The organism is Cobetia sp. BL01 (assembly GCF_056493605.1).
This window is the reverse complement of record NZ_JBVBEE010000010.1, coordinates 78,355-101,693: the sequence shown is the minus strand read 5'-3', so window position 1 is coordinate 101,693 and position 23,339 is coordinate 78,355. Positions and strand designations below refer to the sequence as shown.

The 23,339-nt window shown below is 62.3% G+C and carries 21 protein-coding genes and 2 tRNA genes; 7 read left to right on the top strand and 16 right to left on the bottom strand.

What is annotated here, in order from left to right; translation table 11 throughout:
• Positions 1-192: 192 nt before the first annotated feature.
• From pcnB to ACZYGA_RS15115, 6 genes are all read left to right on the top strand, one after another.
• Positions 193-1,593 carry a polynucleotide adenylyltransferase PcnB gene (pcnB, locus tag ACZYGA_RS15140; RefSeq protein WP_479399500.1) on the top strand — a complete coding sequence of 467 codons (1,401 nt, stop codon included), beginning with the start codon at positions 193-195 and terminating at the stop codon, positions 1,591-1,593.
• Positions 1,594-1,622: 29 nt separating this feature from the next.
• On the top strand, positions 1,623-2,120 hold the full coding sequence (gene folK, locus ACZYGA_RS15135) for a 2-amino-4-hydroxy-6-hydroxymethyldihydropteridine diphosphokinase (protein ID WP_136939433.1): 498 nt from the start codon (positions 1,623-1,625) through the stop codon (positions 2,118-2,120).
• Between the two features lie 181 nt (positions 2,121-2,301).
• The gene (gene panB / locus ACZYGA_RS15130) at positions 2,302-3,093 is read left to right on the top strand and encodes a 3-methyl-2-oxobutanoate hydroxymethyltransferase (RefSeq protein ID WP_176493783.1); all 792 of its coding nucleotides are present in this window, start codon (positions 2,302-2,304) and stop codon (positions 3,091-3,093) included.
• Positions 3,093-3,947 (top strand): pantoate--beta-alanine ligase, encoded by an 855-nt coding sequence (panC, locus tag ACZYGA_RS15125; RefSeq protein WP_176503562.1) that lies wholly within the window; start codon positions 3,093-3,095, stop codon positions 3,945-3,947. The genes panB and panC overlap by 1 nt, the downstream gene beginning before the upstream one ends.
• Before the next feature lie 99 nt (positions 3,948-4,046).
• Positions 4,047-4,427 carry an aspartate 1-decarboxylase gene (gene panD, locus ACZYGA_RS15120; protein WP_077379473.1) on the top strand — a complete coding sequence of 127 codons (381 nt, stop codon included), beginning with the start codon at positions 4,047-4,049 and terminating at the stop codon, positions 4,425-4,427.
• Between the two features lie 278 nt (positions 4,428-4,705).
• Complete coding sequence (locus ACZYGA_RS15115) at positions 4,706-5,887, top strand: acetyl-CoA C-acetyltransferase (protein WP_084209482.1); 1,182 nt, start codon at positions 4,706-4,708, stop codon at positions 5,885-5,887.
• 109 nt (positions 5,888-5,996) lie between these two features.
• Here ACZYGA_RS15115 and pnp read toward each other — a convergent pair whose 3' ends face one another.
• From pnp to rlmE, 15 genes are all read right to left on the bottom strand, one after another.
• Positions 5,997-8,150, bottom strand: coding sequence for a polyribonucleotide nucleotidyltransferase (pnp, locus tag ACZYGA_RS15110; RefSeq protein WP_284729090.1), 2,154 nt, complete (start codon positions 8,148-8,150; stop codon positions 5,997-5,999).
• Positions 8,151-8,397: 247 nt separating this feature from the next.
• A complete protein-coding gene (gene rpsO / locus ACZYGA_RS15105) occupies positions 8,398-8,667 on the bottom strand; it encodes a 30S ribosomal protein S15 (RefSeq protein ID WP_065392421.1) in 270 nt (89 codons plus the stop codon).
• Positions 8,668-8,765: 98 nt separating this feature from the next.
• Complete coding sequence (truB, locus tag ACZYGA_RS15100; RefSeq protein WP_077379479.1) at positions 8,766-9,695, bottom strand: tRNA pseudouridine(55) synthase TruB; 930 nt, start codon at positions 9,693-9,695, stop codon at positions 8,766-8,768.
• The gene (rbfA, locus tag ACZYGA_RS15095) at positions 9,695-10,120 is read right to left on the bottom strand and encodes a 30S ribosome-binding factor RbfA (protein WP_065392581.1); all 426 of its coding nucleotides are present in this window, start codon (positions 10,118-10,120) and stop codon (positions 9,695-9,697) included. Before rbfA ends, truB begins: the two co-directional genes overlap by 1 nt.
• A gap of 27 nt (positions 10,121-10,147) precedes the next feature.
• Positions 10,148-12,598, bottom strand: a complete 2,451-nt coding sequence (infB, locus tag ACZYGA_RS15090) for a translation initiation factor IF-2 (RefSeq protein WP_077379481.1) — start codon at positions 12,596-12,598, stop codon at positions 10,148-10,150.
• A gap of 28 nt (positions 12,599-12,626) precedes the next feature.
• Positions 12,627-14,120 carry a transcription termination factor NusA gene (gene nusA / locus ACZYGA_RS15085; RefSeq protein WP_077379484.1) on the bottom strand — a complete coding sequence of 498 codons (1,494 nt, stop codon included), beginning with the start codon at positions 14,118-14,120 and terminating at the stop codon, positions 12,627-12,629.
• Between the two features lie 76 nt (positions 14,121-14,196).
• Complete coding sequence (gene rimP, locus ACZYGA_RS15080; protein ID WP_077379486.1) at positions 14,197-14,655, bottom strand: ribosome maturation factor RimP; 459 nt, start codon at positions 14,653-14,655, stop codon at positions 14,197-14,199.
• A gap of 123 nt (positions 14,656-14,778) precedes the next feature.
• Positions 14,779-14,855: transfer RNA gene (locus tag ACZYGA_RS15075), tRNA-Met, on the bottom strand.
• Between the two features lie 103 nt (positions 14,856-14,958).
• Positions 14,959-15,045 (bottom strand) — tRNA-Leu (locus ACZYGA_RS15070).
• A 63-nt stretch (positions 15,046-15,108) separates the two neighbouring features.
• Complete coding sequence (gene secG / locus ACZYGA_RS15065) at positions 15,109-15,495, bottom strand: preprotein translocase subunit SecG (RefSeq protein ID WP_479399498.1); 387 nt, start codon at positions 15,493-15,495, stop codon at positions 15,109-15,111.
• A 5-nt stretch (positions 15,496-15,500) separates the two neighbouring features.
• Complete coding sequence (tpiA, locus tag ACZYGA_RS15060) at positions 15,501-16,247, bottom strand: triose-phosphate isomerase (RefSeq protein ID WP_136939438.1); 747 nt, start codon at positions 16,245-16,247, stop codon at positions 15,501-15,503.
• 173 nt (positions 16,248-16,420) lie between these two features.
• A complete protein-coding gene (glmM, locus tag ACZYGA_RS15055) occupies positions 16,421-17,773 on the bottom strand; it encodes a phosphoglucosamine mutase (RefSeq protein WP_077379492.1) in 1,353 nt (450 codons plus the stop codon).
• On the bottom strand, positions 17,770-18,663 hold the full coding sequence (folP, locus tag ACZYGA_RS15050) for a dihydropteroate synthase (RefSeq protein ID WP_077379979.1): 894 nt from the start codon (positions 18,661-18,663) through the stop codon (positions 17,770-17,772). The genes glmM and folP overlap by 4 nt, the downstream gene beginning before the upstream one ends.
• Positions 18,664-19,053: 390 nt before the next feature.
• Positions 19,054-21,057 (bottom strand): ATP-dependent zinc metalloprotease FtsH, encoded by a 2,004-nt coding sequence (ftsH, locus tag ACZYGA_RS15045; protein ID WP_479399496.1) that lies wholly within the window; start codon positions 21,055-21,057, stop codon positions 19,054-19,056.
• A gap of 449 nt (positions 21,058-21,506) precedes the next feature.
• Positions 21,507-22,235: a 23S rRNA (uridine(2552)-2'-O)-methyltransferase RlmE gene (gene rlmE, locus ACZYGA_RS15040; RefSeq protein ID WP_077379494.1), complete on the bottom strand. Its 729-nt coding sequence runs from the start codon at positions 22,233-22,235 to the stop codon at positions 21,507-21,509.
• A 175-nt stretch (positions 22,236-22,410) separates the two neighbouring features.
• Between rlmE and yhbY the strand changes: the two genes are divergently transcribed.
• Entirely contained in the window at positions 22,411-22,725 is a 315-nt protein-coding gene (gene yhbY / locus ACZYGA_RS15035; protein WP_077379496.1) for a ribosome assembly RNA-binding protein YhbY, read from the top strand.
• Between the two features lie 108 nt (positions 22,726-22,833).
• Here the strand turns inward: yhbY and ACZYGA_RS15030 are convergent, their stop codons facing one another.
• Positions 22,834-23,286 (bottom strand): hypothetical protein, encoded by a 453-nt coding sequence (locus tag ACZYGA_RS15030; protein WP_479399494.1) that lies wholly within the window; start codon positions 23,284-23,286, stop codon positions 22,834-22,836.
• Positions 23,287-23,339: the final 53 nt, after the last annotated feature.

Here is a 23,339-nt window from a genome sequence, read left to right as displayed (position 1 = left end):
AGGATGCGTGTACTCTACCTGAAAGGGAGACCGAGAAATCGGTCTCCCTTTTTCCTTGCCCGAGAGGCATTTCTTCCCTCATCAGGCACCTTGAAGTGCAGTCTCGGCCCATCAGTGGCAGACCGGCGCTTTGCCAAGGTATCTGCCCTCCGCTACACTGGGCGGCCTGCTACGCACGAGTCGAATCGCTGCATGTTCAAAGGATTTACCCGCTTTCTCCAACGCCCCGGTGACCGCTTGAAGACGCTTTTCAATGCAACTGACGCGCCCGAGGCCACCCTGCCCAGCCTGCGTGTGATACCGCGGGATGAGCATCCCGTGTCCCGCCGCCAGCTCAGCGAAAACGCGCTGAAGGTGCTCTATCGCCTGCAGAGCGGCGGCTATCAGGCCTATCTGGTCGGTGGCTGCATCCGTGATGCCCTGCTCGGCGAGCGCCCGAAGGACTTCGACGTGGCGACCAACGCCACGCCGGAACAGGTCCGCGAGCTGTTCCGCAACGCACGCATCATTGGCCGACGCTTCCGCATCGTGCATGTACGCTTCGGCCGTGAGGTGATCGAGGTCACCACCTTCCGTGGCAAGCCTGCCGACAGCACGCCGAGCCAGCATACCCAGCAGTCGGAAGATGGCATGCTGCTGCGCGACAACGTCTGGGGCTCCATCGAGGAGGACGCGCTGCGCCGCGACTTCACGATCAACGCCCTCTACTACGACGTGTCCGACTTCACGATCCACGACTGGGCGCATGGCGTGCGTGACATCGAAGCGCGCATGATCCGCCTGATCGGTGACCCGGAAACGCGCTATCGCGAAGATCCGGTCCGCATGCTGCGGGCGGTCCGCTTCGCCGGCAAGCTGGACTTCGACATCGAGGAAGCCACCGCCGAACCGATGTACGAGCTGGCACCGCTGCTGCTGCAGATTCCGCCGGCACGCATGTTCGAGGAAGTGCTGAAGCTGTTCATGTCCGGCTACGCTCTGGAAACGTTCCACCTGTTGCGTGAGTTCGGTCTGTTCCAGATGCTGTTCCCGGAAACGGAAGAGAGCTTCGCGCACTATCACTGGTCCATGCCGCTGATCGAGAAGGCGCTGGCGAGCACGGATGATCGTATCCGTGACGACAAACCGGTCACGCCGGCCTTCCTCTACGCTGCGCTGCTGTGGCCTGGCGTCAAGGCACGCACCGACCAGCTGGTCGCCAGTGGCATGACGGACATCCCGGCCGCCCACCAGGCGGCTCAGCAGGCGATCGCCCGTCAGCTCAACCACACCTCGATTCCGAAGCGCTTCAGCATCCCGATGCGCGAGATCTGGGACATGCAGGCCAAGCTGCCGCGTCGCCGTGGCAAGCGCGCCTTCCAGACCCGCGAGCATCCACGCTTCCGCGCCGCCTATGACTTCCTGCTGCTGCGGGAATTCGCCGGCGAAGTGAAGCCGGGACTGGGCAAGTGGTGGACCGACTTCCAGGAAGTCGATTCCCGTGCTCAGGTCGCCATGATCGAAGGCGTGTCCGATGAGGGGCCGGCAGGCAGCAAGCCCGCGGGCACCAAACGTCGCGGCAAGCGCCGTCGCAATGGTCGTGGACAAGGCTGAGCACTGACGTGCCGACGCAGGAACCTCGCATGACTTCGACAGCCTTGATCGGCCTCGGTGCCAATCTTGACGATCCGCGCGCTCAACTCGAGCGCGCACTTGAGGCGCTGGACCGCCTGCCGCTGACCCGCTGCACGCGCCACTCGCGCCTGTATGCCAGCAAGCCGGTCGGGCCTCAGGATCAACCTGACTTCGTCAATGCCGTCGCCGAGCTCACCACACGCCTCTCCCCCCTGGCGCTGCTGGATCAACTGCAGGCACTCGAACAGCAGCACCGTCGCGTACGATTGCGCCACTGGGGGCCTCGCACCCTGGATCTGGATCTTCTACTGTTCGATGATCGCTCCATCACTACACCGCGCCTGTCAGTGCCGCACCCCGAGATGCTCACACGAGGTTTCGTGCTGCGTCCACTGGCGGACCTGCTGGGCCCCGTGCGCGTTTCCTCCCTGAGCGAAGATGACCTGGAGACGCTGGCACAGCGGGTTGAAGGAGATGACTTGCTCCCCCTCGGGCCTCGGGAGTAGAGTTTCGCCACATTGTTACCGATGCGCCCACTGATCGTGGCTCGGTAACACTTTCTGGTAACACCGGCTCGTCCTGTCAGGTCGCGCACATGGCTCCCCGCCTGCGACGATCCTGGCCACGTCGTCCGTCCGACGCCACGGACACGACAAGGCACACGCGCCGCAACGAGTACGCTTCCTGATGAAAAACGTCACCCTGAGCACCCTGCGCCGCCTCAAGGCCGACGGTGAGACGTTCAGTTGCCTCACTGCCTACGACGCGACCTTCGCCCACCTCGCTGGAGAAGCCGGCATTGAAGTACTGCTGGTCGGCGATTCCCTCGGCATGGTCCTGCAAGGCCACACCAGCACCCTGCCTGTCACCATCGATGACATCTGTTACCACACCGCGGCCGTCGCGCGTGGCAAACAGGGCAGCCTGGTCATGGCTGATCTTCCCTTCATGAGCAATGCCAGCACCGAGATACTTCTCGACCATGCCGCACGTCTGATGCGTGCCGGTGCCGAGATGGTGAAGGTGGAAGGCGAAGCCTGGCTCGCCGAGGCCGTCACGGCCCTCGTCCAGCGTGGCGTGCCGGTCTGCGTGCACATGGGCCTGACGCCGCAGCATGTCCATGCCTTCGGAGGCTACAAGGTGCAGGGCCGCGAGGAAGCGCGTGCCACGCAGATGATCGCCGATGCGCGCACGCTTGAAGCCGCCGGTGCCGCGATCATTCTGCTCGAGTGCGTGCCTGCCGAGCTCGCCGCACGCATTCGTGATGCGGTCGAGGTGCCGGTGATCGGTATCGGCGCAGGCGTCGAGGTGGACGGCCAGATTTTGGTCATGCATGACATGCTCGACCTGACACCGGGCCGCAAGCCGCGCTTCGTCAAGAACTTCATGGCTGAGGCCAGCAGCGTGCAGGACGCCTTCGCTGCCTATCATCGGGCCGTCAAGGAACGCAGCTTCCCGGCAGCGGAGCACACCTTCTGATGGAGACCCTCACTCACATCAGCGCCCTGCGCGAGCGCCTGGCCGAGGTGCGCCGCAAGGGCCTGCGCATCGCGCTGGTGCCCACCATGGGCAATCTGCATGCAGGCCATCTGTCCCTGGTGCGCGCGGCACGCCGACAGGCGGACTTCGTCGTCGCCAGCATCTTCGTCAACCCGCTGCAGTTCGGGCCGGGCGAAGACCTCGACAGCTACCCGCGCACGCTTGTCGATGACCAGAACGCATTGACCGCAGAGGGCTGTGATCTGCTGTTCGCCCCGTCGACAGCGGAGCTGTACCCCGAAGGGCGCACCGGACTGTGCAACGTGCAGGTCCCGGGGGTCTCCGAAGGCCTGTGCGGTGGCAACCGACCGGGGCACTTCGATGGCGTGGCCACCGTCGTCAGCATCCTGTTCCATCTGGTGCGTCCCGATGTCGCCTGTTTCGGCGAGAAGGATTTCCAGCAGCTGGCGGTGATCCGCAAGCTCAATCGTGATCTGCACTTCGGGATCGAGATCCTCGGCGTGCCCATCGTGCGTGCCGAGGATGGTCTGGCACTCTCCTCGCGCAACGGCTACCTGAGCGCCGAAGAACGCGCCATCGCCCCTCGCCTTGCGCAATGCCTGAATGCGCTCAAGGACAGCCTCGAAAGTGGCACCGCGCCTGCCGAGGCCCTGCGCGTCGCGCTGGCCGCCATCAGCGAGTGCGGCTTCAAGCCGGATTATCTCGAACTGCGCCGCGCCGAAGACCTGGGCCCGGTGCAGGACGACACCCGTGATGCCGTGATTCTGGTCGCGGCACACCTGGGACGTACCCGTCTGCTCGATAACCTGAAGGTCGCCTTGCCGGTGGCCTGATGCCTGAATAGACTGCGCCGCCCTGCCTTCACGACCGTGTCCCGCGTTCCGGTCATCAAGGCCTCCTGCGCCCGGCGGCGCTCAACCGGAGATATCCCGATGCAAGCCATCATGCTCAAGGCCAAGCTGCACATGGCCCGCGTGACCCATGCCGTTCTCAATTACGAAGGCTCCTGCGCCATCGATGGTGACCTGCTCGACATGGCAGGCATCCGTGAGTACGAACAGATCCAGATCTACAACGTGGACAATGGCAAGCGTTTCACCACCTATGCCATCCGCGGTGAAGAAGGTTCGAAGATCATCTCGGTGAATGGTGCCGCGGCCCACCAGGCTGACGTCGGTGACCGCGTGATCATCTGCGCCTTCGCCAACTATGCCGAGAGCGAGCTGGAGGCCCACAAGCCCTCCATGGTCTATCTGATGGAAGGCAATGAGGTCAGCCACACGGCCAACGCCATTCCGGTGCAGATGGCCTGATCGCCGTCCTCCCACGGCAATGAAACACGCAACGACGACGCCAGCCCCGCGAAAGCGGAGCTGGCGTCGTCGTTGATGGCCACGCAAAGGGGCGCACCCGAAGCACGTATGGCAAATGGCTGACAGACCCACGACGCTTTGACGATTGCCGCATTGCACAACACTGCCTTATGCTGGAATCTCGCATCAGCAAGGCTGCAAGCCCTCTACCCGATTCGACAGTGCAGGGCGCAGCGTCTTTGACTCAGACAGTCTCGCGAGAGAACAGGAGCGTTCAGATGCAAGATGTGGTGATCGTAGCAGCTCGTCGTACCGCCGTAGGTGCCTTCGGTGGCAGCCTCGCCGGCATTTCCGCCGCTGACCTCGGGGCACATGTCATCAAGGATATCCTCGCCAGCACAGGGGTGAGCGGTGATCAGGTCGACGAAGTTCTGCTCGGCCAGGTGCTGACGGCAGGCTGCGGCCAGAATCCGGCTCGTCAGACCGTCATCAAGGCAGGCTTGCCGGAAGGCGTGCCGGCGATGACCATCAACAAGGTCTGTGGCTCTGGCCTGAAAGCACTGCATCTGGCCACTCAGGCCATCCGCTGTGGCGATGCCCAGCTGATTCTGGCCGGCGGTCAGGAGAACATGTCACTGTCTCCTCATGTGCTGCCCAACTCCCGCAATGGCAAGCGCATGGGCGACTGGAAGGCGATCGACACCATGGTCCACGACGGACTTTGGGATGCCTTCAATGATATCCACATGGGCATCACCGCCGAGAACCTGGCAGAGAAGTACGAGATCACCCGCGAAGCGCAGGATGCCTTCGCTGCCGCATCCCAGCAGAAGGCCTGCGAGGCCATCGAGGCGGGCCGCTTCAAGAGCCAGATCGTTCCGGTCGAGATTCCGCAGCGCAAGGGCGACCCGATCGTCTTCGACACCGACGAGAACCCGCGTGCCGGCACCACTGCCGAGAAACTCGCCGGCATGCGTCCAGCCTTCAAGAAGGATGGTACCGTCACCGCTGGCAACGCCTCGGCGCTCAATGATGGTGCCGCCGTGGTCATGCTGTGTTCCGCCGACAAGGCCCGCGAACTTGGCCTGACGCCGCTGGCGACCATCAAGGCGTACTCCAACGCCGGTGTCGACCCGAAGATCATGGGCATCGGGCCGGCTCCCGCCACCCGCCTGTGCCTCAAGAAGGCCGGCTGGAGCCTGGAAGATCTCGATCTCGTCGAAGCCAACGAAGCCTTCGCCGCCCAGGCGCTCTCCGTCAACAAGGAGCTGGGCTGGGATGTCGACAAGGTCAACGTCAATGGCGGTGCCATCGCGCTGGGCCACCCGATCGGGGCATCCGGCTGCCGTGTACTGGTCACGCTGGTACACGAGATGATCGCCCGCGATGCCAAGAAGGGTCTGGCGACCCTGTGCATCGGCGGCGGCCAGGGTGTCGCACTGGCCATCGAGCGCAGCTGATCGCCCACGGTGATCTCCCGCTGCCCCCGCGATCACGGGCACCAGGAGACAAGAAAGCCCCCGCCAGTCCTGCTGGCGGGGGCTTTTCATTGGGCTGAGGATGGTGGCCTTACTGGCCGTCTGCCGCCTCAGCAAGCTTCTCGGCTGCCTGACGTGCCACGAAAGCCGCCTTCTCTTCCTCGCTGATCTCCTTCAGCGACAGCTTGACGCGATTGCGGTTGTCGATGTCGAGCACCTTGACCACGACCTCATCGCCTTCATTGAGATAATCGCGCACGTCATTGACGCGCTCCTCGACGATCTGGGAGATATGCAGCAGGCCATCGGTGCCCGGCATGAAGGTGATGAAGGCTCCGAAATCGGCGATGCGAGCGACCTTGCCGGCGTACAGCTTGCCGATCTCCGCCTCGGCGATGATGCCCTCGACATAGCGAGCGGCCGCCTGGGCCTGGGCCTTGTGCTCGGCATAGATACGCACGCTGCCGTCATCGTCGAGATCGACATTGGCACCGGTCTCTTCACAGATCTTGCGAATGGTCGAGCCACCCTTGCCGATCACGTCACGGACCTTGTTCGGCGCGATCTTCAGCGACAGCATCGCCGGGGCGTTGTCGGACACCTCTTCGCGGCTACCCTTCAAGACAGCGTTCATCTGCTCGAGAATGGTCAGGCGCGCCTCAAGGGCCTGCTCCAGCGCCTGCTCCATGATGGCCTCATCGATCCCCTCGATCTTGATGTCCATCTGCAATGCCGTGACGCCCTCTGCCGTCCCCGCGACCTTGAAGTCCATATCCCCCAGGTGATCTTCATCCCCGAGAATATCGGTCAGTACGGCCACGCCGTCGGCATCCTTGACCAGCCCCATGGCAATCCCCGCCACCGGCGCCTTGAGCGGTACCCCGGCATCCATCAATGCCAGCGACGCCCCACACACGGACGCCATGGAGCTTGAACCATTGGACTCGGTGATCTCGGAGACGACACGGATCGCGTAGGGGAAGTCCTCGACGGTAGGCAACATCGACTCGATCCCGCGTCGCGCCAGACGCCCATGACCGATCTCGCGACGCTTGGGAGAACCGATGAAGCCCGTCTCGCCGACACAGTAAGGCGGGAAGTTGTAGTGCAGCATGAAGCGATCATGCTTCTCACCTGACAGTCCCTCCACCAGCTGGGCGTCACGTGTGGTGCCCAACGTTGCCGTCACCATGGCCTGTGTCTCGCCGCGCGTGAACAGCGCAGAGCCGTGGGCCTTGGGCAGGACGCCAACAGCGATGTCCAGCGGACGCACGGTGCGTGCATCACGACCATCGATGCGCGGCTCACCGGCAATCACGCGCTGACGGACGATGCGCTTCTCCAGTGCAGCGAAGGCACTGGCCACCGCACTTGCCTCGAAGCGTGCATCCCCTTCCGTCTCCAGCGCCTGAATCGCCCGAGCCTTGAGTGATGCCAGCGCATCCTGACGCTCCATCTTGTCATGCAGACGGTAGGCCTCACCGATCTCCTCGCCCACCTCACGCGCCAGCGCCTCCATCAACACGCTATCGTGCGTCTGGGCGACCCAGGACCACTGGGGACGATTGACCTTGGCGGCAAACATCTCGATCGCCGTGATCACCTTCTGCATCTCATGATGGCCGTAGAGCACCGCGCCCAGCATCTCGTCTTCCAGGAGTTCCTGCGCCTGGGACTCGACCATCAGCACTGCCTGCTCGGTACCTGCCACCACCATGTCCAGCTCGGAGTGGGCAAGCTCGCTGTAGCCGGGATTCAGGAAGTAGCCCCGTTGCTCACTGAAGCCGACACGCGCCGCTCCCACGGGGCCGGCAAAGGGCACACCCGAGATGCTGAGCGCCGCCGAGGTACCGATGAGCGCCGCGATATCCGGATCGACATTGCGCTCTGCCGACATCACCGTGCAGACCACCTGCACCTCATTCATGAAGCCTTTCGGGAACAGCGGTCGGATCGGGCGATCAATCAGCCGTGAGGTCAGCGTTTCCTTTTCCGTCGGGCGCCCTTCACGCTTGAAGAAGCTGCCGGGGATGCGGCCGACCGCGTAGGAGCGCTCCTGATAATGCACCGACAACGGGAAGAAGGACTGTCCAGGCTTGGCGGACTTGCTGGCCACTACCGTGCACAACACCGAGGTATTGCCCATGGTCACCATCACGCTGCCGGTGGCCTGACGCGCGATGCGACCGGTCTCGAGCGTGATGGTGTCATTACCGTACTGGAAGCTGTGCGTAACCGGGTTCACGGCGCATGTCCTTTAGTCTGATGTCGTCGATGTCCGGCGCTCATGGTAATGCGCGGCGCAGACAATGAAAAGCGAGTGAGTCTCACGCAGCATGCGGGCTGCAGCCGGATCGGGAGGCGATTGCCCGCCCGCTTCTCCCCACGGTATCAGGCACAAAAAAACCGACACCGCCCGCAGGCAGTGTCGGTTTTCCTGTGCCCACCGGGGGCCCGCCATGCACCGGAATGCATGGCGGCAACATCGCTGATTAGCGACGCAGACCCAGACGCTGGATCAGAGCGGTGTAACGCTCGAAATCCTTGCGCTTGAGGTAGTCAAGCAGCTTGCGGCGCTGGTTGACCATGCGGATCAGACCACGACGGGAGTGGTGATCCTGCTTGTTGGCCTTGAAGTGGCCCTGCAGGCCATCAATGTTGGCGCTCAGCAGTGCAACCTGAACTTCCGGGGAACCGGTGTCGTTCTCGCCACGGCCGAATTCGCTAACGATCTCAGCCTTCTTCTCAGCGGTAAGTGCCATCTGTCTCTCCAGTAAGCAATATGCTTGGTAGATAAGAAATGTCGAAGACCACGCATATTTGCAGTCTTCATGCGGCTTGCGGCCAGGCCGCAATCAGCTCACCCAGCCGCCGCCTCGACAGCGGAGCTGAGCAGTCGGCGAGGAGCGATGATGCCCTCCGCCGCAATCCGGACCAGCCCGAGCAACTGCTGGTCCTGATACACACGAGCCAGGGAGTCCACTTCCAGCGACCCTGTCGTCGTTTCAGCCTGTTGACCACGCAATATCTTCCGAGCCATCTCGGCAGTGATGTCGAGACGTGGAAGATGATCGAGCAGGATGTCGACAGGCAACAGAACGCCTTCACGTGCCTGCTGATCTGCCAGCGCCTCGAGGCGCTCGAAATCCAGCATGGCATCACCCGTGAACGGGCCTGTCTTGAGACGACGCAGTGCCGTGAGGTGGGCTCCACAGCCCAGCGCCTCGCCGATATCCTCGGCCAGACTGCGTATGTAGGTGCCCTTGCTGACCGCCACTTCGATCTCGATACCATCGGAGTGCCGTGCAAGAAGCGCCATATTGTAGATGGTAACGCGACGGACTGCACGCTCGATTTCAATTCCCTGGCGCGCCAGCTCATAGAGCGGACGTCCCTGGTGCTTGAGCGCGGAGTACATCGGCGGCACCTGATCTATCTCGCCACGGAACCGGTCCAGCACCGCTTCCAGCTCGGACTCCGCAAGCTCGGGAATCTCCCGCTCACGCAGTATCTCGCCTTCCGCATCACCGGTGTCGGTGACCTGGCCAAACTTGATCCGTGCCCGATAGACCTTGTCCGCCTCGAGCAGGTGTGAGGAGAACTTGGTGGCCTCACCGAAGCAGACCGGCAGCAAGCCGGTTGCCATCGGATCGAGCGTGCCGGTATGCCCTGCCTTCTGTGCCTGGTAGAGGCGGCGTGCCTTCTGAAGCGCGTAGTTGCTGGACATGCCCTTGGGCTTGTCCAGCAACAGTACGCCGTCAATCGGCAGGCCGCGACGACGACGGCCCATCAGGCGTCCGGCGTGGTGCCCGGGGCACCGTCTTCGCTGTCATCATCACCACGTTCTGCACTGCGCTTGCGGTCATCAGCGACCGCCGTATTGATCAGTGAAGACAGGTGATGGCCACGAACGACGCTCTCATCGTAATGAAAGCGCAGTTCCGGCACGTGACGCAGCTGAATGGTGCGCGCCAGCTGGGAGCGCAGGAAACCTGCCGCGCGCTTGAGCACGGCAAGATTTTCCTTGATGCGTTCCGGACTGTCGTCACCCAGCAGGGTCACGTAGACATCGGAGTAGGACAGGTCGCGGCTGACCTTGGCGGCGCTGACCGTCAGCATGCCAAGGCGCGGGTCCTTGACCTCGCGCTGAATCAACAGCGCGAGCTCCTGCTGGATCTGGTCCGCCACGCGGTCAGTACGGCTGTATTCACGCATCCGTGATCTCTCCTCGCAGGGGCGCTATCAGAGGCTACGCTCGACCTGAATCTGGTCGAACACCTCGATCTTGTCACCCACCTGCACGTCGTTGTAGTTCTTGACGCCGATACCACATTCCATGCCGTTGCGGACTTCGTTGACGTCATCCTTGAAGCGACGCAGGGATTCCAGCTCGCCTTCGTAGATGACCACGTTGTCACGCAGGACGCGGATGCGCTTGGAGCGGTACATGGTGCCTTCGACGACCATGCAACCGGCGATGGCGCCGATCTTCGGTGCCTTGAAGACATCGCGCACTTCGGCCACACCCACGATCTGCTCGCGGAATTCCGGTGCCAGCATGCCGCTCATGGCCAGCTTGACCTCGTCGATCAGCTGGTAGATGACGCTGTAGTAGCGCAGATCCAGGCCTTCACGCTCGACGATCTCACGGGCGGAAGCGTCAGCACGGACGTTGAAGCCGACCAGGATCGCTTCGGAAGCGAGTGCCAGGTTGGCATCGGTGCCGGTGATGCCGCCGACGCCGGAAGAGACCACGGCCACCTTGACTTCGTCGGTGGAGAGCTCTTCCAGAGCGCCACGGATGGCTTCCAGAGACCCCTGCACGTCGGCCTTGAGGACGACGTTGACCTTGGCGACTTCTTCCTGACCCATCTGGGAGAACATGTTCTCCAGCTTGGCCTTCTGCTGACGTGCCAGACGCACCTCGCGGTACTTGCCCTGGCGGAAGTTGGCAACTTCACGCGCCTTCTTCTCGTCCGGGACCACGGTGAACTCTTCACCGGCTTCCGGCGTGCCACCCAGGCCCTGGATCTCGACCGGCATGGCCGGACCCGCGGAATCGACCTGCTTGCCGACTTCGTTGATCAGCGCACGCACGCGGCCGTAGTGCAGGCCAGCGAGGACGATGTCGCCCTTCTTCAGGGTACCGTTCTGGACCAGCACGGTCGCGACCGGGCCACGGCCCTTGTCGAGACGCGACTCGACCACGACGCCTTTACCCGGCGCGGACGGCACGGCCTGAAGCTCGAGAACTTCGGAGACCAGCAGGACGGCTTCCAGCAGCGCGTCGATGTTTTCGCCAGTCTTGGCGGAAACGTGGACGAACTGGGTATCACCACCCCATTCCTCGGAGATGACGCCGTGCTGGGACAGCTCATTCTTCACGCGGTCCGGATCAGCGCCTTCCTTGTCGATCTTGTTCACTGCCACGACCAGCGGGACACCCGCGGCCTTGGAGTGCTCGACAGCCTCGATGGTCTGCGGCATCACGCCGTCATCGGCAGCCACCACCAGGATGACCACGTCAGTCGCCTTGGCACCACGAGCACGCATGGCGGTGAACGCCGCGTGGCCCGGAGTATCCAGGAAGGTCACATCGCCGTTGTCGTGCTCGACGTGGTAGGCACCGATGTGCTGGGTGATACCACCCGCTTCACCTGTGGCCACCTTGGTACGGCGGATGTAATCCAGCAGCGAGGTCTTGCCGTGGTCAACGTGACCCATGACAGTGACGACCGGCGCGCGAGTGATCTGCTCACCCTCGTAGGAGATACCCTCGAGAACGGCTGTCTCGAGCGCGTCATCCTTGATCAGCTTGGGCGTGTGACCCATTTCCTCGACCACGATGGTCGCGGTTTCCTGATCGATCGTCTGGTTGATGGTGACCGCAGCGCCCATGTTGAACATGGCCTTGATCACTTCAGACGCCTTGACGGCCATCTTGTCGGCGAGGTCTGCCACCGAGATGGACTCGGGGATGGAGACTTCACGCACGAAGGTCTGGACCGGCTTCGGCGGCTGGCGATTGGTATCGCGACCACCACGACGACCGCCGCGACGCTCTGCGCGCTTGACCTTCTTGGCCCCGCCACGCTTGCGCTCGCTGCGATCTTCACGGGCCTCACGGCGATCACGTGACTCATCACGCGGCGCAGCCTTGGCACGACGCGGTGCATCACCACGCGGCTCCTTCGGCGGCGCATTGACTTCCGGCGCAGCATCCGCGACCGGTGCAGCGGCAGCGGCCGGAGCACTCTGGCGCGGACGCTCTTCGCGACGGTTGTCGTTGCCACGACGCTCATCACGCTGCGGGGCAGCAGCCGGTTTCTCGGCGGCAGGCGCCTTGGCAGCCTGTGCCTCAGTCGCCGGCGCATCTGCGGCCTGCTCTTCACCATCCTTGACGTAGGTACGCTTCTTGCGGACCTGCACCTCGATGGACTTGCCGCGACCGCCGCCAGTGTTGATGCGTGACTTGGTCTTGCGGGTCAGGGTAATGCGGTTCTTCGGCGCTGCCGGGGCAGCACCACCGCCGTGGCTCTTGGTGAGGTGGTCAAGCAGCTTCTGCTTGTCGACCTCGGACACGGCGTCGTTCTCTGACTTGTGCTTCAAACCAGCTTCGTGCATCTGTTCCAGTAGGCGGGCTGACTCGCGGCCCACCTTCTTGGCGAATTCTTTGACTGTCATTTCTGACATGTACGACCCTCCTGAGCCCGTGACCTAGTTACTGTTCGCTTGCGAACCAGGGCGCGCGGGCGGTCATGATCAACGCCGCTGCTCGCTCTTCGTCGACGCCTTCGATGTCTTTCAGATCATCGATGGCCTGCTCGGCAAGGTCTTCCATGGTGACGATACCCTTGCTGGCCAGGATGTATGCCAGATGACTCTCCATGCCTTCCATGTTGAGCAGATCTTCGGCCGGCTGTGCGCCGTCCAGCTGCTCTTCAGTGGCGATGGCGAGATTCAGCAGTTCATCCTTGGCCCGAGCGCGCAGCTCCTCGACCAGATCCTGGTCAAAGCCCTCGACCTCGAGCATTTCCTCGAGCGGGACATAGGCGATTTCCTCGAGTGAGGTGAAGCCCTCGTCCACCAGGACACGGGCTAGATCCTCTTCAATCTCGAGATGAGTGATGAAATATTCGACAAAGCTGTCGATTTCCTGCTCGCGCTTGCCCTCGGCTTCCGCCTCGGTCATGACATTGAGCGACCAACCTGTCAGCTCACTGGCCAGGCGCACGTTCTGACCGCTACGACCAATGGCCTGTGCCAGATTGTCCGCGGCGACAGCGACATCCATGGAATGGGTGTCTTCGTCGACCAGAATGGAGCCGACATCGGCCGGTGCCATGGCGTTGATGACCAACTGGGCAGGATTGTCATCCCACAGGATGATATCCACGCGTTCATTACGCAGTTCGTTTGACACGGCCTGCACACGCGAGCCGCGCATGCCGACACAGGCACCGATCGGGTCGATGCGCTTGTCATTGCTCTTGACCGCAATCTTGGCTCGCGAGCCCGGATCGCGAGCCGCGCCCTTGATCTCGATCAGCTGCTCGGCGATTTCCGGCACCTCGATCTTGAACAGTTCGATGATCAGCTCCGGACGCGTCCGCGAGAGTATCAACTGGGATCCACGCGCCTCGGTATCAACCTTCCAGAGCAATGCGCGTACTCGCTCGTTCAAGCGGTAACGCTCGCCATGGATCATCTCGCCGCGCGGCAGGAAGCCTTCGGCGTTGTCGCCCAGGTCGATGATCAGGCCGTCACGTGTCGTTTTCTTGACGATCCCCGCGACCAGCTCGCCTTCACGCTCCGCGTACAGGCGAACGACTTCGGCACGCTCGGCTTCGCGCACCTTCTGCACGATGACCTGCTTGGCCGTCTGGGCAGCGATACGACCGAAGGCTTCGGACTCGATCTGCTGCTCGACCACGGCGCCCAGCGCCAGCGGCTCTTCGCGCTGTTCGGCGATACTGGCCTTGATCTCGTAGTCCGGCGTCTCGAACTCGTCGTCTTCCACGACGGTCCAGCGACGGAAGGTCGCATAATCACCGGTGACACGATCGATCTTGACGCGGATATCCGCCTCTTCCTGATCGAAACGCTTGCGTGAAGCCGAAGCCAGTGCCGCCTCGACGGCCTCGAAAATCACATCCCGCGGCACGCCCTTCTCATTGGAGATGGCGTCAACGACCAGCAGAATCTCTTTGCTCATGACTTTGCCTCGCCAGAAACCTGTCCTTGCGCATCGACTCGAGCTCGCCAAGCGAGCAATGTGCCGACAACGTCAGTTATTTGAACTGCGGCACAATGCGTGCCTGGTCGATGCTTTCGATCGGAAAGCAGTATTCTTCTTCGTCGACCCGGATCACGACATCACCGTCTTCGGTGCCAGTCACCAGCCCCTGGTACTTGCGCTGGCCATCGAAGGCCTGACGCAGTCGCAGTGCCACCACATGACCGATGTAGCGCTCGTACTGATCAAGCGTGAACAGCGGACGATCCATGCCTGGGGATGAAACTTCAAGCTGGAACTGGCCCGTGATGGGGTCCTCGACATCCAGCACGGCTCCGACCTGACGACTGACGCTTGCGCAGTCATCCACGGAAATGCCATCGGAATGGTCGATATAGATCACCAGACGGGACTGCTTGCCTTGGGAGAGATAGTCGATACCCCAGAGCTCGAAGCCCAGAGCAGAAACGACGGGATCGATAAGCGCTTTAAGCGTAGCGTCCTTGGTTGACACAGACGAGGCTCCTACAGCAGTTGCATCAGGCACCTGACCGGGAGTAGAGAGGAGAGCTAGGTGGCTGATTGGCACTGGTGCTAACAAAAAGCCCCTTCATAGGAAGGGGCCTTTCAAGAAACTTGGTAGCGGGGACCGGATTTGAACCGATGACCTTCGGGTTATGAGCCCGACGAGCTACCAGACTGCTCCACCCCGCAACAATAGTCGGACGATGGTAATGTCACCGTAAAAGGAGGTCAAGGAATGACGTCTTTCAAAGGTGGCAGAGTTGCGTCCAGACTGCCAATCGATCTAACAGGATGGTGCCGAAGGGGGGACTTGAACCCCCACGACCATAAGGTCACTACCCCCTCAAGATAGCGTGTCTACCAATTCCACCACTTCGGCACGGGGGCGGGTATCGCCTGAGACGCTACCCGGAAGAATTCAAACGATAATGCCTTGAATTCCTTAGAGTACTGGTTGGTCTGCGTTGCCGCTTTCCTCGAGCACTGGCGACGCATTCTCCACACTTTCACTGGAGTCGTCAAGTGATGGCAGTGAATTTTTCTGCTGCTCGATCACGGTGGCATTCGGGATGCCCGCTTCCACGGAGGTCTGGTTGGCATTGGAGGCGAACCAGGCCAGGGTCAGGGACGTCGCGAAGAAGCCTGCTGCCAGCACGCCGGTGAAGCGCGCGAGGAAGTTGCCACTACCGCTGGACCCGAAAACGGTCTGGGAAGCACCACCACCACCGAAGGCAGCGCCAGCTTCGGCACCCTTGCCCTGCTGGAGAAGGACGAGCACGATCAGTGCGACCGCGAGTACCACATGGACCATCAGAACGGCTACTTGCATGAGATTCAACCTGCAGACTGGCAAATGGCTAGGAATTCGTCGACCTGGAGAGAAGCACCTCCCACCAGGCCGCCGTCGATATCCGGCTGCGCGAGCAGCTCGGCGGCATTGGCAGCTTTCATGCTACCGCCGTACAGCAATTGCATGGCATCCGCGAGAGACGCGGACCACTCGCCCAGGCGTGCACGGATAGCGGCGTGCATGGCTTGCGCCTGCTCAGGCGATGCCGTGCGGCCGGTACCGATCGCCCAGACCGGCTCATAGGCCACGACAAGACGGGCACGCGCCTCAGCGGACAGCTCGGAGAACACGGCCTCCAGCTGACCCAGCACGACACGCTCCGACTCACCGGCTTCACGCTCTTCCAGTGTCTCACCGATGCACAGTACCGGCGTGAGGCCTGACGCGAGAGCCGCATTGACTCGTGCAAGCACGGCAGCATCGTCCTCGCCATACAGGCTGCGACGCTCGGAGTGCCCGACCAGCACCAGCGTCATGCCCACATCCTTGAGCATGCTGCCTGCCACCTCACCGGTGAAGGCGCCTGATTCCGCCGGGTTCAACGTCTGGGCGCCCAGCAGGACCGTCGCCGGCAGCCGCTCGCGCGCAGCGCTCAGATAAGGGAAAGGCAATGCCAACGCCACCTGAACACCCTGGGGCAGCGCTGCGGCCCCCAGTGCGTCGGCGAACTCGTCGATCAGGGCAAGATCGCCATTCATCTTCCAGTTACCGGCAATCAGCGGTGTACGCATGTGCTTCTCCCTTATGAGCAGTGCGAGGATGGTAATGGAGCGGCCCCTGACTGACAACCTCATCGCGAACTGTCAAGCCCTGCAGGCACGCTCGATCGGGCCTTTCATGGCGTCCAGAATCGACGACAGGCGCACTGGGCGCCTGTCGTCGATTCTGATGACCGCGGGTGATATCAGCGGGCCTGCATGCTGGCCTCGACCGCCGAGGCAATCTGACGGGCCAATGCCTGCACATCAAAGTGCGGCCGCCCCTCGACCATGACACGGATCAGTGGCTCGGTACCACTGGGACGCAACAGCACGCGACCTTCGCTGCCCAGCGTCTCTTCCACTTCCGCTACCGCGGCCTGGACGGCATCCGCCGCCATCAGCGCCTGGTTGTCACAGCCTGGAGTCAGACGTACGTTGATCAACGCCTGCGGCGCCTTCTCGAAACCGACCAGCAACTCACTGAGAGAACATTCCTCACGCGCCATGATCGCCAGCACCTGCAGCGCGGAGACGATGCCATCCCCGGTGCTCTGGATATGGCTGCAGACGATGTGACCGGAGGATTCCCCCCCCAACTGCCAGCCATTGGCTTCCAGACGCTCGATGACGTAGCGGTCACCGACCTTTGCACGCTCGAAGGGAATTCCCAGACCTTCCAGCGCTGCCGCCAGACCGAAGTTGGACATCAGCGTGCCGACGACACCGCCCCCCAGCACCCCACGCTCGTGACGATCCCGCGCGATCATGTAGAGGATGTCATCGCCATCGATGACCCGGCCATCGGCATCGACCAGGATCAGACGGTCCCCGTCGCCATCGAAGGCCACGCCAAGATCGGCGCCCTGCTCGATCACGGCCGCCCGCAGTGCCTGCGGGTTGGTGGAGCCGACATCCTGGTTGATGTTCAGACCATCCGGCTCGCCACCGATGACGCTGACCTTGGCGCCCAGCTCACGGAAGACATTCGGCGCGATGTGGTAGGTCGCGCCATGCGCGCAATCCAGCACCACTTTCATGCCATGCAGGCCCAGACGGCCCGGCAGGGTCGACTTGCAGAATTCAATGTAACGGCCGGCGGCATCCTGGATGCGCGAGGCCTTGCCGAGGCTATCCGGCCCGACGATCTCGATATCGCGATCCAGCTCGGCCTCGATCTCGGCTTCCAGCGCATCATCCAGCTTGGTGCCGGCCGCGGAGAAGAACTTGATGCCATTGTCCGGATAGGCATTGTGCGAGGCCGAGATCACGATACCGGCATCCGCGCGGAAGGTCCGCGTCAGATAGGCGATGCCCGGTGTCGGCATCGGCCCCAGCAGGGAGACATCCACGCCTGCGGCAGAAAGACCGGACTCGAGCGCCGACTCGAACATGTACCCCGAGATGCGCGTGTCCTTGCCGATCAGTACCTTGCCGCGGCCATGGCGTGCAAAGACACGCCCGGCCGCCCAGCCCAGCTTGAGCATGAAGTCTGGCGTGATCGGGAATTCACCGACCGTGCCGCGAATACCATCCGTACCAAAATAACGTCGACTCATCGTATCGTGCCTTCCTGTAGCACGGCCCACGTCATGTCGACAGCATCGACAGTCGGGGCCACGTCGTGAACGCGTAGCAATCGGGCACCTTCACGGACGGCAAGTGCCGTCAGCGCCAGATTGCCAGCCAGTCTATCCTCTACCGCGCGCCCGAGCGCATTGCCGATCATGCTCTTGCGAGAGGTGCCGATCAGCAGCGGGAGGGTGAATTCGTGCAGCTGCGCCATGCGGTGATACAGACGCAGATTGTCTTGCAGGGACTTGCCGAAGCCGAAGCCGGGGTCCAGCAACAGACGCGAACGCTCGATCCCTGCGGCCTCACAGACGGTGATGCGCTCGGCTAGAAAGTCACTGACCTCATCCTCGATCGACTGCGCATAGGCGGTATCCTGCTGCATGGTGTCCGGCTCGCCACGCATGTGCATCAGGCACACCGGCAGGCCGCTGCGTGCGGCCGCCTCAAGGGCGCCCTCACGACGCAATGCACGCACGTCATTGATCATGCCAGCCCCGAGACGCGCCGTTTCCTGCATCACCTCCGGGGTACTGGTATCGACGCTCACCAGCGCCCCCAGCTCGCTCACCAGCCGCTCGACGACCGGACAGACACGTGCCAGCTCCTCATCCGCACTGACAGGGCTCGCCCCCGGGCGGGTCGACTCACCGCCCACGTCGATGATGGCGGCGCCATCGGCCAGCATCCGCTCGGCATGGCGCAGCGCGGCATCCAGGGTCGCGCTGCGCCCACCATCCGAGAAGGAGTCCGGGGTCACATTGAGAATCCCCATGACACGCGGGCGTGACAGGTCAAGCGTGCGTCCACCGCAGTCAAGCGCCATTGAATGGCCCACCACGGGCTCGCGTGGCAGTGAATCAGCGTAAGTCGACATGATCACCCATGCAGAAAACGGGCAGCCAGGACGAACATCATGGCTGCCGGAGAAGGAATCGGGCACCCACTTTAAAGAGGCCTCATCGGCCGCGCAAGGCGTCGAACGGCCGCCACACGGGGCGTCAGCAGATGGCAACGCCATCTGCCCAGGCAAATCATCTGATCAGGGTCAGGAACCTGAGCCACGCCGCGCAGGATAGTGAGTCACACCGCCTCACCCACACTTACCCGACTCACCCCGACGCCTGATCGCGGATGACATCATCTGCCATCAGCCGCCTCGGGGCATCCAGGGCGCCGCGAATGTCTGCCCCGAAAACGACAACGCCCGAGCGGAAGGTCCGCTCGGGCGTTGTGAGAGTCAGCGCGATGATGGCTGATTCATGGCTCAGTGACCGCTTGGACCACCCAGCGGATCTGACGGACGGCGGCGCGTATCTTCCTCACCGTCGTCAGTGTCTGCGTCATCACCGTCAGACCCGGGGGCCTCAGGCGCCTCAGCTTTCGGCGTGTCGGCCACCGGTGCGACGAGACCACTGTCACCACCACCGGCCGGGCCACCCCAGTCCTTGGGCGGACGCGGAGTGCGCCCTGCCATGATGTCGGCCAGCTGCTCGGCATCGATGGTCTCGTAGGTCATCAGCGCCTCGGTCATCGCATCCAGCTTGTCGCGATTCTCCTCAAGGATCTGCTGCGCCTTGGCGTAGCACTCGTCGATGATACGACGCACTTCCTTGTCGAGACGTGAGGTGGTGTCGCCCGACTTCAGCTTGCCGCCGCCCTGACCCGGACCGCCGAGGAACTGGTGAGACTCGTCCTCATCGTACATGATCGGGCCCATTTCACTGGAGAGACCCCATTTGGCGACCATGTTGTGGGCAAGCTCGGTGGCACGCTTGATGTCGTTGGAAGCCCCGGTGGTGACACCATTCGGCCCCAGCGTCATCTCTTCGGCGATACGACCGCCGAACAGCGAGCAGATCTGACTGATGATCTGCTGGCGAGAATAGCTGTAGCGATCCTCTTCCGGCAGGAACATCGTCACACCCAGCGCACGGCCACGCGGAATGATCGAGACCTTGTAGACCGGATCATGCTCTGGCATCACCAGACCGATGATGGCGTGACCGGACTCGTGATAGGCCGTGTTGCGCTTCTCCTTCTCGGACATGACCATCGATTTGCGCTCGGCGCCCATCATGATCTTGTCCTTGGCCAGCTCGAGCTCTTCCATGCCGACCAGACGCTTGTTGCGACGTGCAGCGAACAGGGCCGCTTCATTGACCAGGTTGGCCAGATCCGCGCCAGAGAAGCCCGGCGTACCCCGTGCGATATTGACCGGAACCACGTCGTCGCCCATCGGCACCTTGCGCAGGTGAACGCCGAGGATATGCTCGCGGCCACGAATGTCCGGCAGGCCTACCATGACCTGGCGGTCGAAACGGCCCGGGCGCAGCAATGCGGGGTCAAGCACGTCTGGACGGTTGGTCGCGGCGATGACGATGATGCCGTCATTCGCTTCGAAGCCATCCATCTCGACCAGCAGCTGGTTCAGGGTCTGCTCGCGCTCATCGTGACCACCGCCCATGCCGGAGCCACGGTGGCGGCCGACGGCGTCGATCTCATCGATGAAGATGATGCACGGCGCCTGCTTCTTAGCCTGCTCGAACATGTCACGCACACGGGAGGCACCGACACCGACGAACATCTCGACGAAGTCAGAACCGGAGATGCTGAAGAACGGCACCTTGGCCTCGCCGGCAATCGCCTTGGCGAGCAGGGTCTTGCCGGTACCCGGCGGCCCCACCATCAGTACGCCACGCGGAATCTGACCGCCAAGACGCTGGAACTTGCTGGGGTCCTTGAGGAAGTCGACCAGTTCCTCGACCTCTTCCTTCGCTTCGTCACAGCCCGCGACGTCGCTGAAGGTGGTCTTGATCTGATCCTGGCTCAGCAGCTTGGCCTTCGACTTGCCGAAGCTCATCGGACCACCCTTGCCGGCACCACCACCCTGCATCTGGCGCATGAAGAACATGAAGATGGCCAGGATGATCAGAATCGGGAAGCTGGCAATCAACAGACGTGTCCACAGCGACTGCTGCTCAGGCTTCTTGCCGATGACCTCCACCTTGTTGGAGAGCAGGTCATCCATCAGCTTGGGATCGGACGCCGCCGGCCGGATGGTGGTGAAGCTGGAGCCGTCGGCCCGCTCACCCTCGATGGTGTAGCCATCGATGGTCACACTCTTGATCCGGTCGCTCTGCACCTGCTGGACGAACTGTGAATAGTTCATCGCCTGCGGCGAGGTATCGACGCTGAAGTTGTTGAACACCGTCAGCAGCACTGCCGCGATGATCAACCAGAGAATCAGGTTCTTCGCCATGTCGTTCAAGGGGACACCCTCATTGCATGAATCTGTCTTGGCATGCCGTGAATACTCCGACTGCCGTCTTGTGGTGGCCTGCCATGCTATCTGATCGTGCCTGCGGGGTATCAAACGACGCAACACGCCGCCTTGCCTACCGAGTCACTCAAAGCTTGCCTGCGTTGTTCTGCTTGCCGATCGATGATGATGCGACCTTGGCATCTCATCAACCTGTTACCGGCCCTCCGTGCTCAAGGCCCAATGCTATCGACACTACACCAGATGGGGGCCGGCAACCATTGCTTAAAGGCCGGCACCGGACTATTCAGCCGATAGTCGGCCTATATCAGAGATACAACGACTTCGACCGAGGCACAATGATTCCAGCCTGACCAAGCATGCCATCGGCCGCCTTAACCGGTGATGAAGTCGTCGTCCGGGGCAGAAATCGAGATCGCCTGGCATCGAGGGCAACGTCAGCCCTTGAACCCCTGCCCAAGCAGATAGACCTCGCGCGAGCGGGCGCGCGACGCTTCCGGCTTGCGCGTGACGACCTTGTTGAAGCTGCCACGCATGTCCTTCAGGTAGGCATCGAAGCCCTCTCCCTGGAAGACCTTGACCAGAAAGTTGCCACCCGGCTTGAGCGTCTGGCGCGCCAGATCCAGCGCCAGCTCGACCAGATACATGCCGGCAGGCTGATCTATCGCGCTCATGCCGCTCATGTTGGGCGCCATGTCGGAGATCACGAGATCCACCGGGCGATCCCCCAAGGTGGCCAGAATCTGGTTCAGCACGGTCTCTTCGGTGAAGTCACCCTGGATGAAATCGACACCGGCCAGGGCGTCCATCTCAAGGATGTCGGAGGCGATGACCACGCCTTCCATGCCGACGCGATCCGCGGCGATCTGGCTCCAGCCACCGGGGGCGGCACCTAGGTCGATGACGGTAGCGCCCGGCTTGAGCAGGCGGTCCTTGTCATCGATTTCAATCAGTTTGTAGCTGGCACGGGAACGATAGCCATCGGCCCAGCTGCGCTGGACATAGGCGTCATCAAAGTGTTCCTTCATCCAGCCAGCGCTGCTCTTGCTGGGGTGAGCCACGTTGTCACCTGGAATGTCGGGGGAAATCGAATACTGGCGGGAGATGGTGCGGGGGGATAACGACGACACGAAAGGCGTGGCAAGCTTGCGCACGGGTCGTGTCATGAGCGTCGTCATGGAGTAGAATGGCGGGTCCTGCGCGCGGTTCCGCCCGCGGGCACAGACATTGCCTGCGCAACAGACGGGTTCACACCCCTGGATTTCAAGCCCTGGAGTCGACCCTGTCTTTCGCTACGCTCCCCGCTCCCATCGGACGCCAACAGGGAAACTTTACGATACCATGAGCTTGTCACAGTCACAAAAGAAAGCATTTCGCAGCATCGGGCACCATCTTGACCCGATCGTCACCGTCTCGGAAAACGGCCTTTCCGACGGCGTCGTGACCGAACTCGAGCGCGCACTGCACGATCACGAACTGATCAAGCTGAAGCTGGCGATCAATGATCGCGAAGCCCGTGGCGAGGTGGCTCGCCACCTGTGCAGCGAAACCGGCGCGACCCTGATCCAGAGCATCGGCAAGATCGCCCTGCTGTATCGCCGCAACCCGCAGGCCAAGCCGAAGCTGTCCAACGTACAGCGCTTCAGCGAGAAGTAAGCCGCCGGGCCCACAGGCCTGACGAGGCTCACCTCGCACGCCACGCCTGCCGCAGACAGAAACGCCGCCCTCATCGAGGGCGGCGTTTCTGTTTTCTGTGACTGACAATCACGACCTGACGCGCTGATTCAGCTCAAAGGTGATGTCGTCCAGCGCCCGCTGGGTGACCTGGTGACGCTTGAGTGTCGTCTGTCTGGACTCCCCCTCACCGCTGCCGGCATCACGATACTTGATGACCAGCGTCTTCTTGTCGAAGGTGAAATCCTCGACCAGCTCATAATCGATCTTGCGACACCCAATGAGTGGTGACGGCCGCAGATAAAGCGACTGATTGCCGAAGTGCGCCAGCGGCACCACCAGGTGGAAAACTCCCCTCGCCAACAGGGCACCCCCCAGGACCAATGACGGCGTCAACAGCGCCGAGTCCCCGGTGTACCGATAGGCAAACGACTGGGAGACCACATATGCCACCCCGAACAGCATGAACCCGAGCACCATGAAGATGGCCACCATGGAGGTTGCCATGATGCGCTTTTCCGGCTGACTTCCCTGTACTTCCATTACTCCCTCCCTGAAGGATTCCATGCCCGCAGGCCAAAAAAACAGCCCTGCCG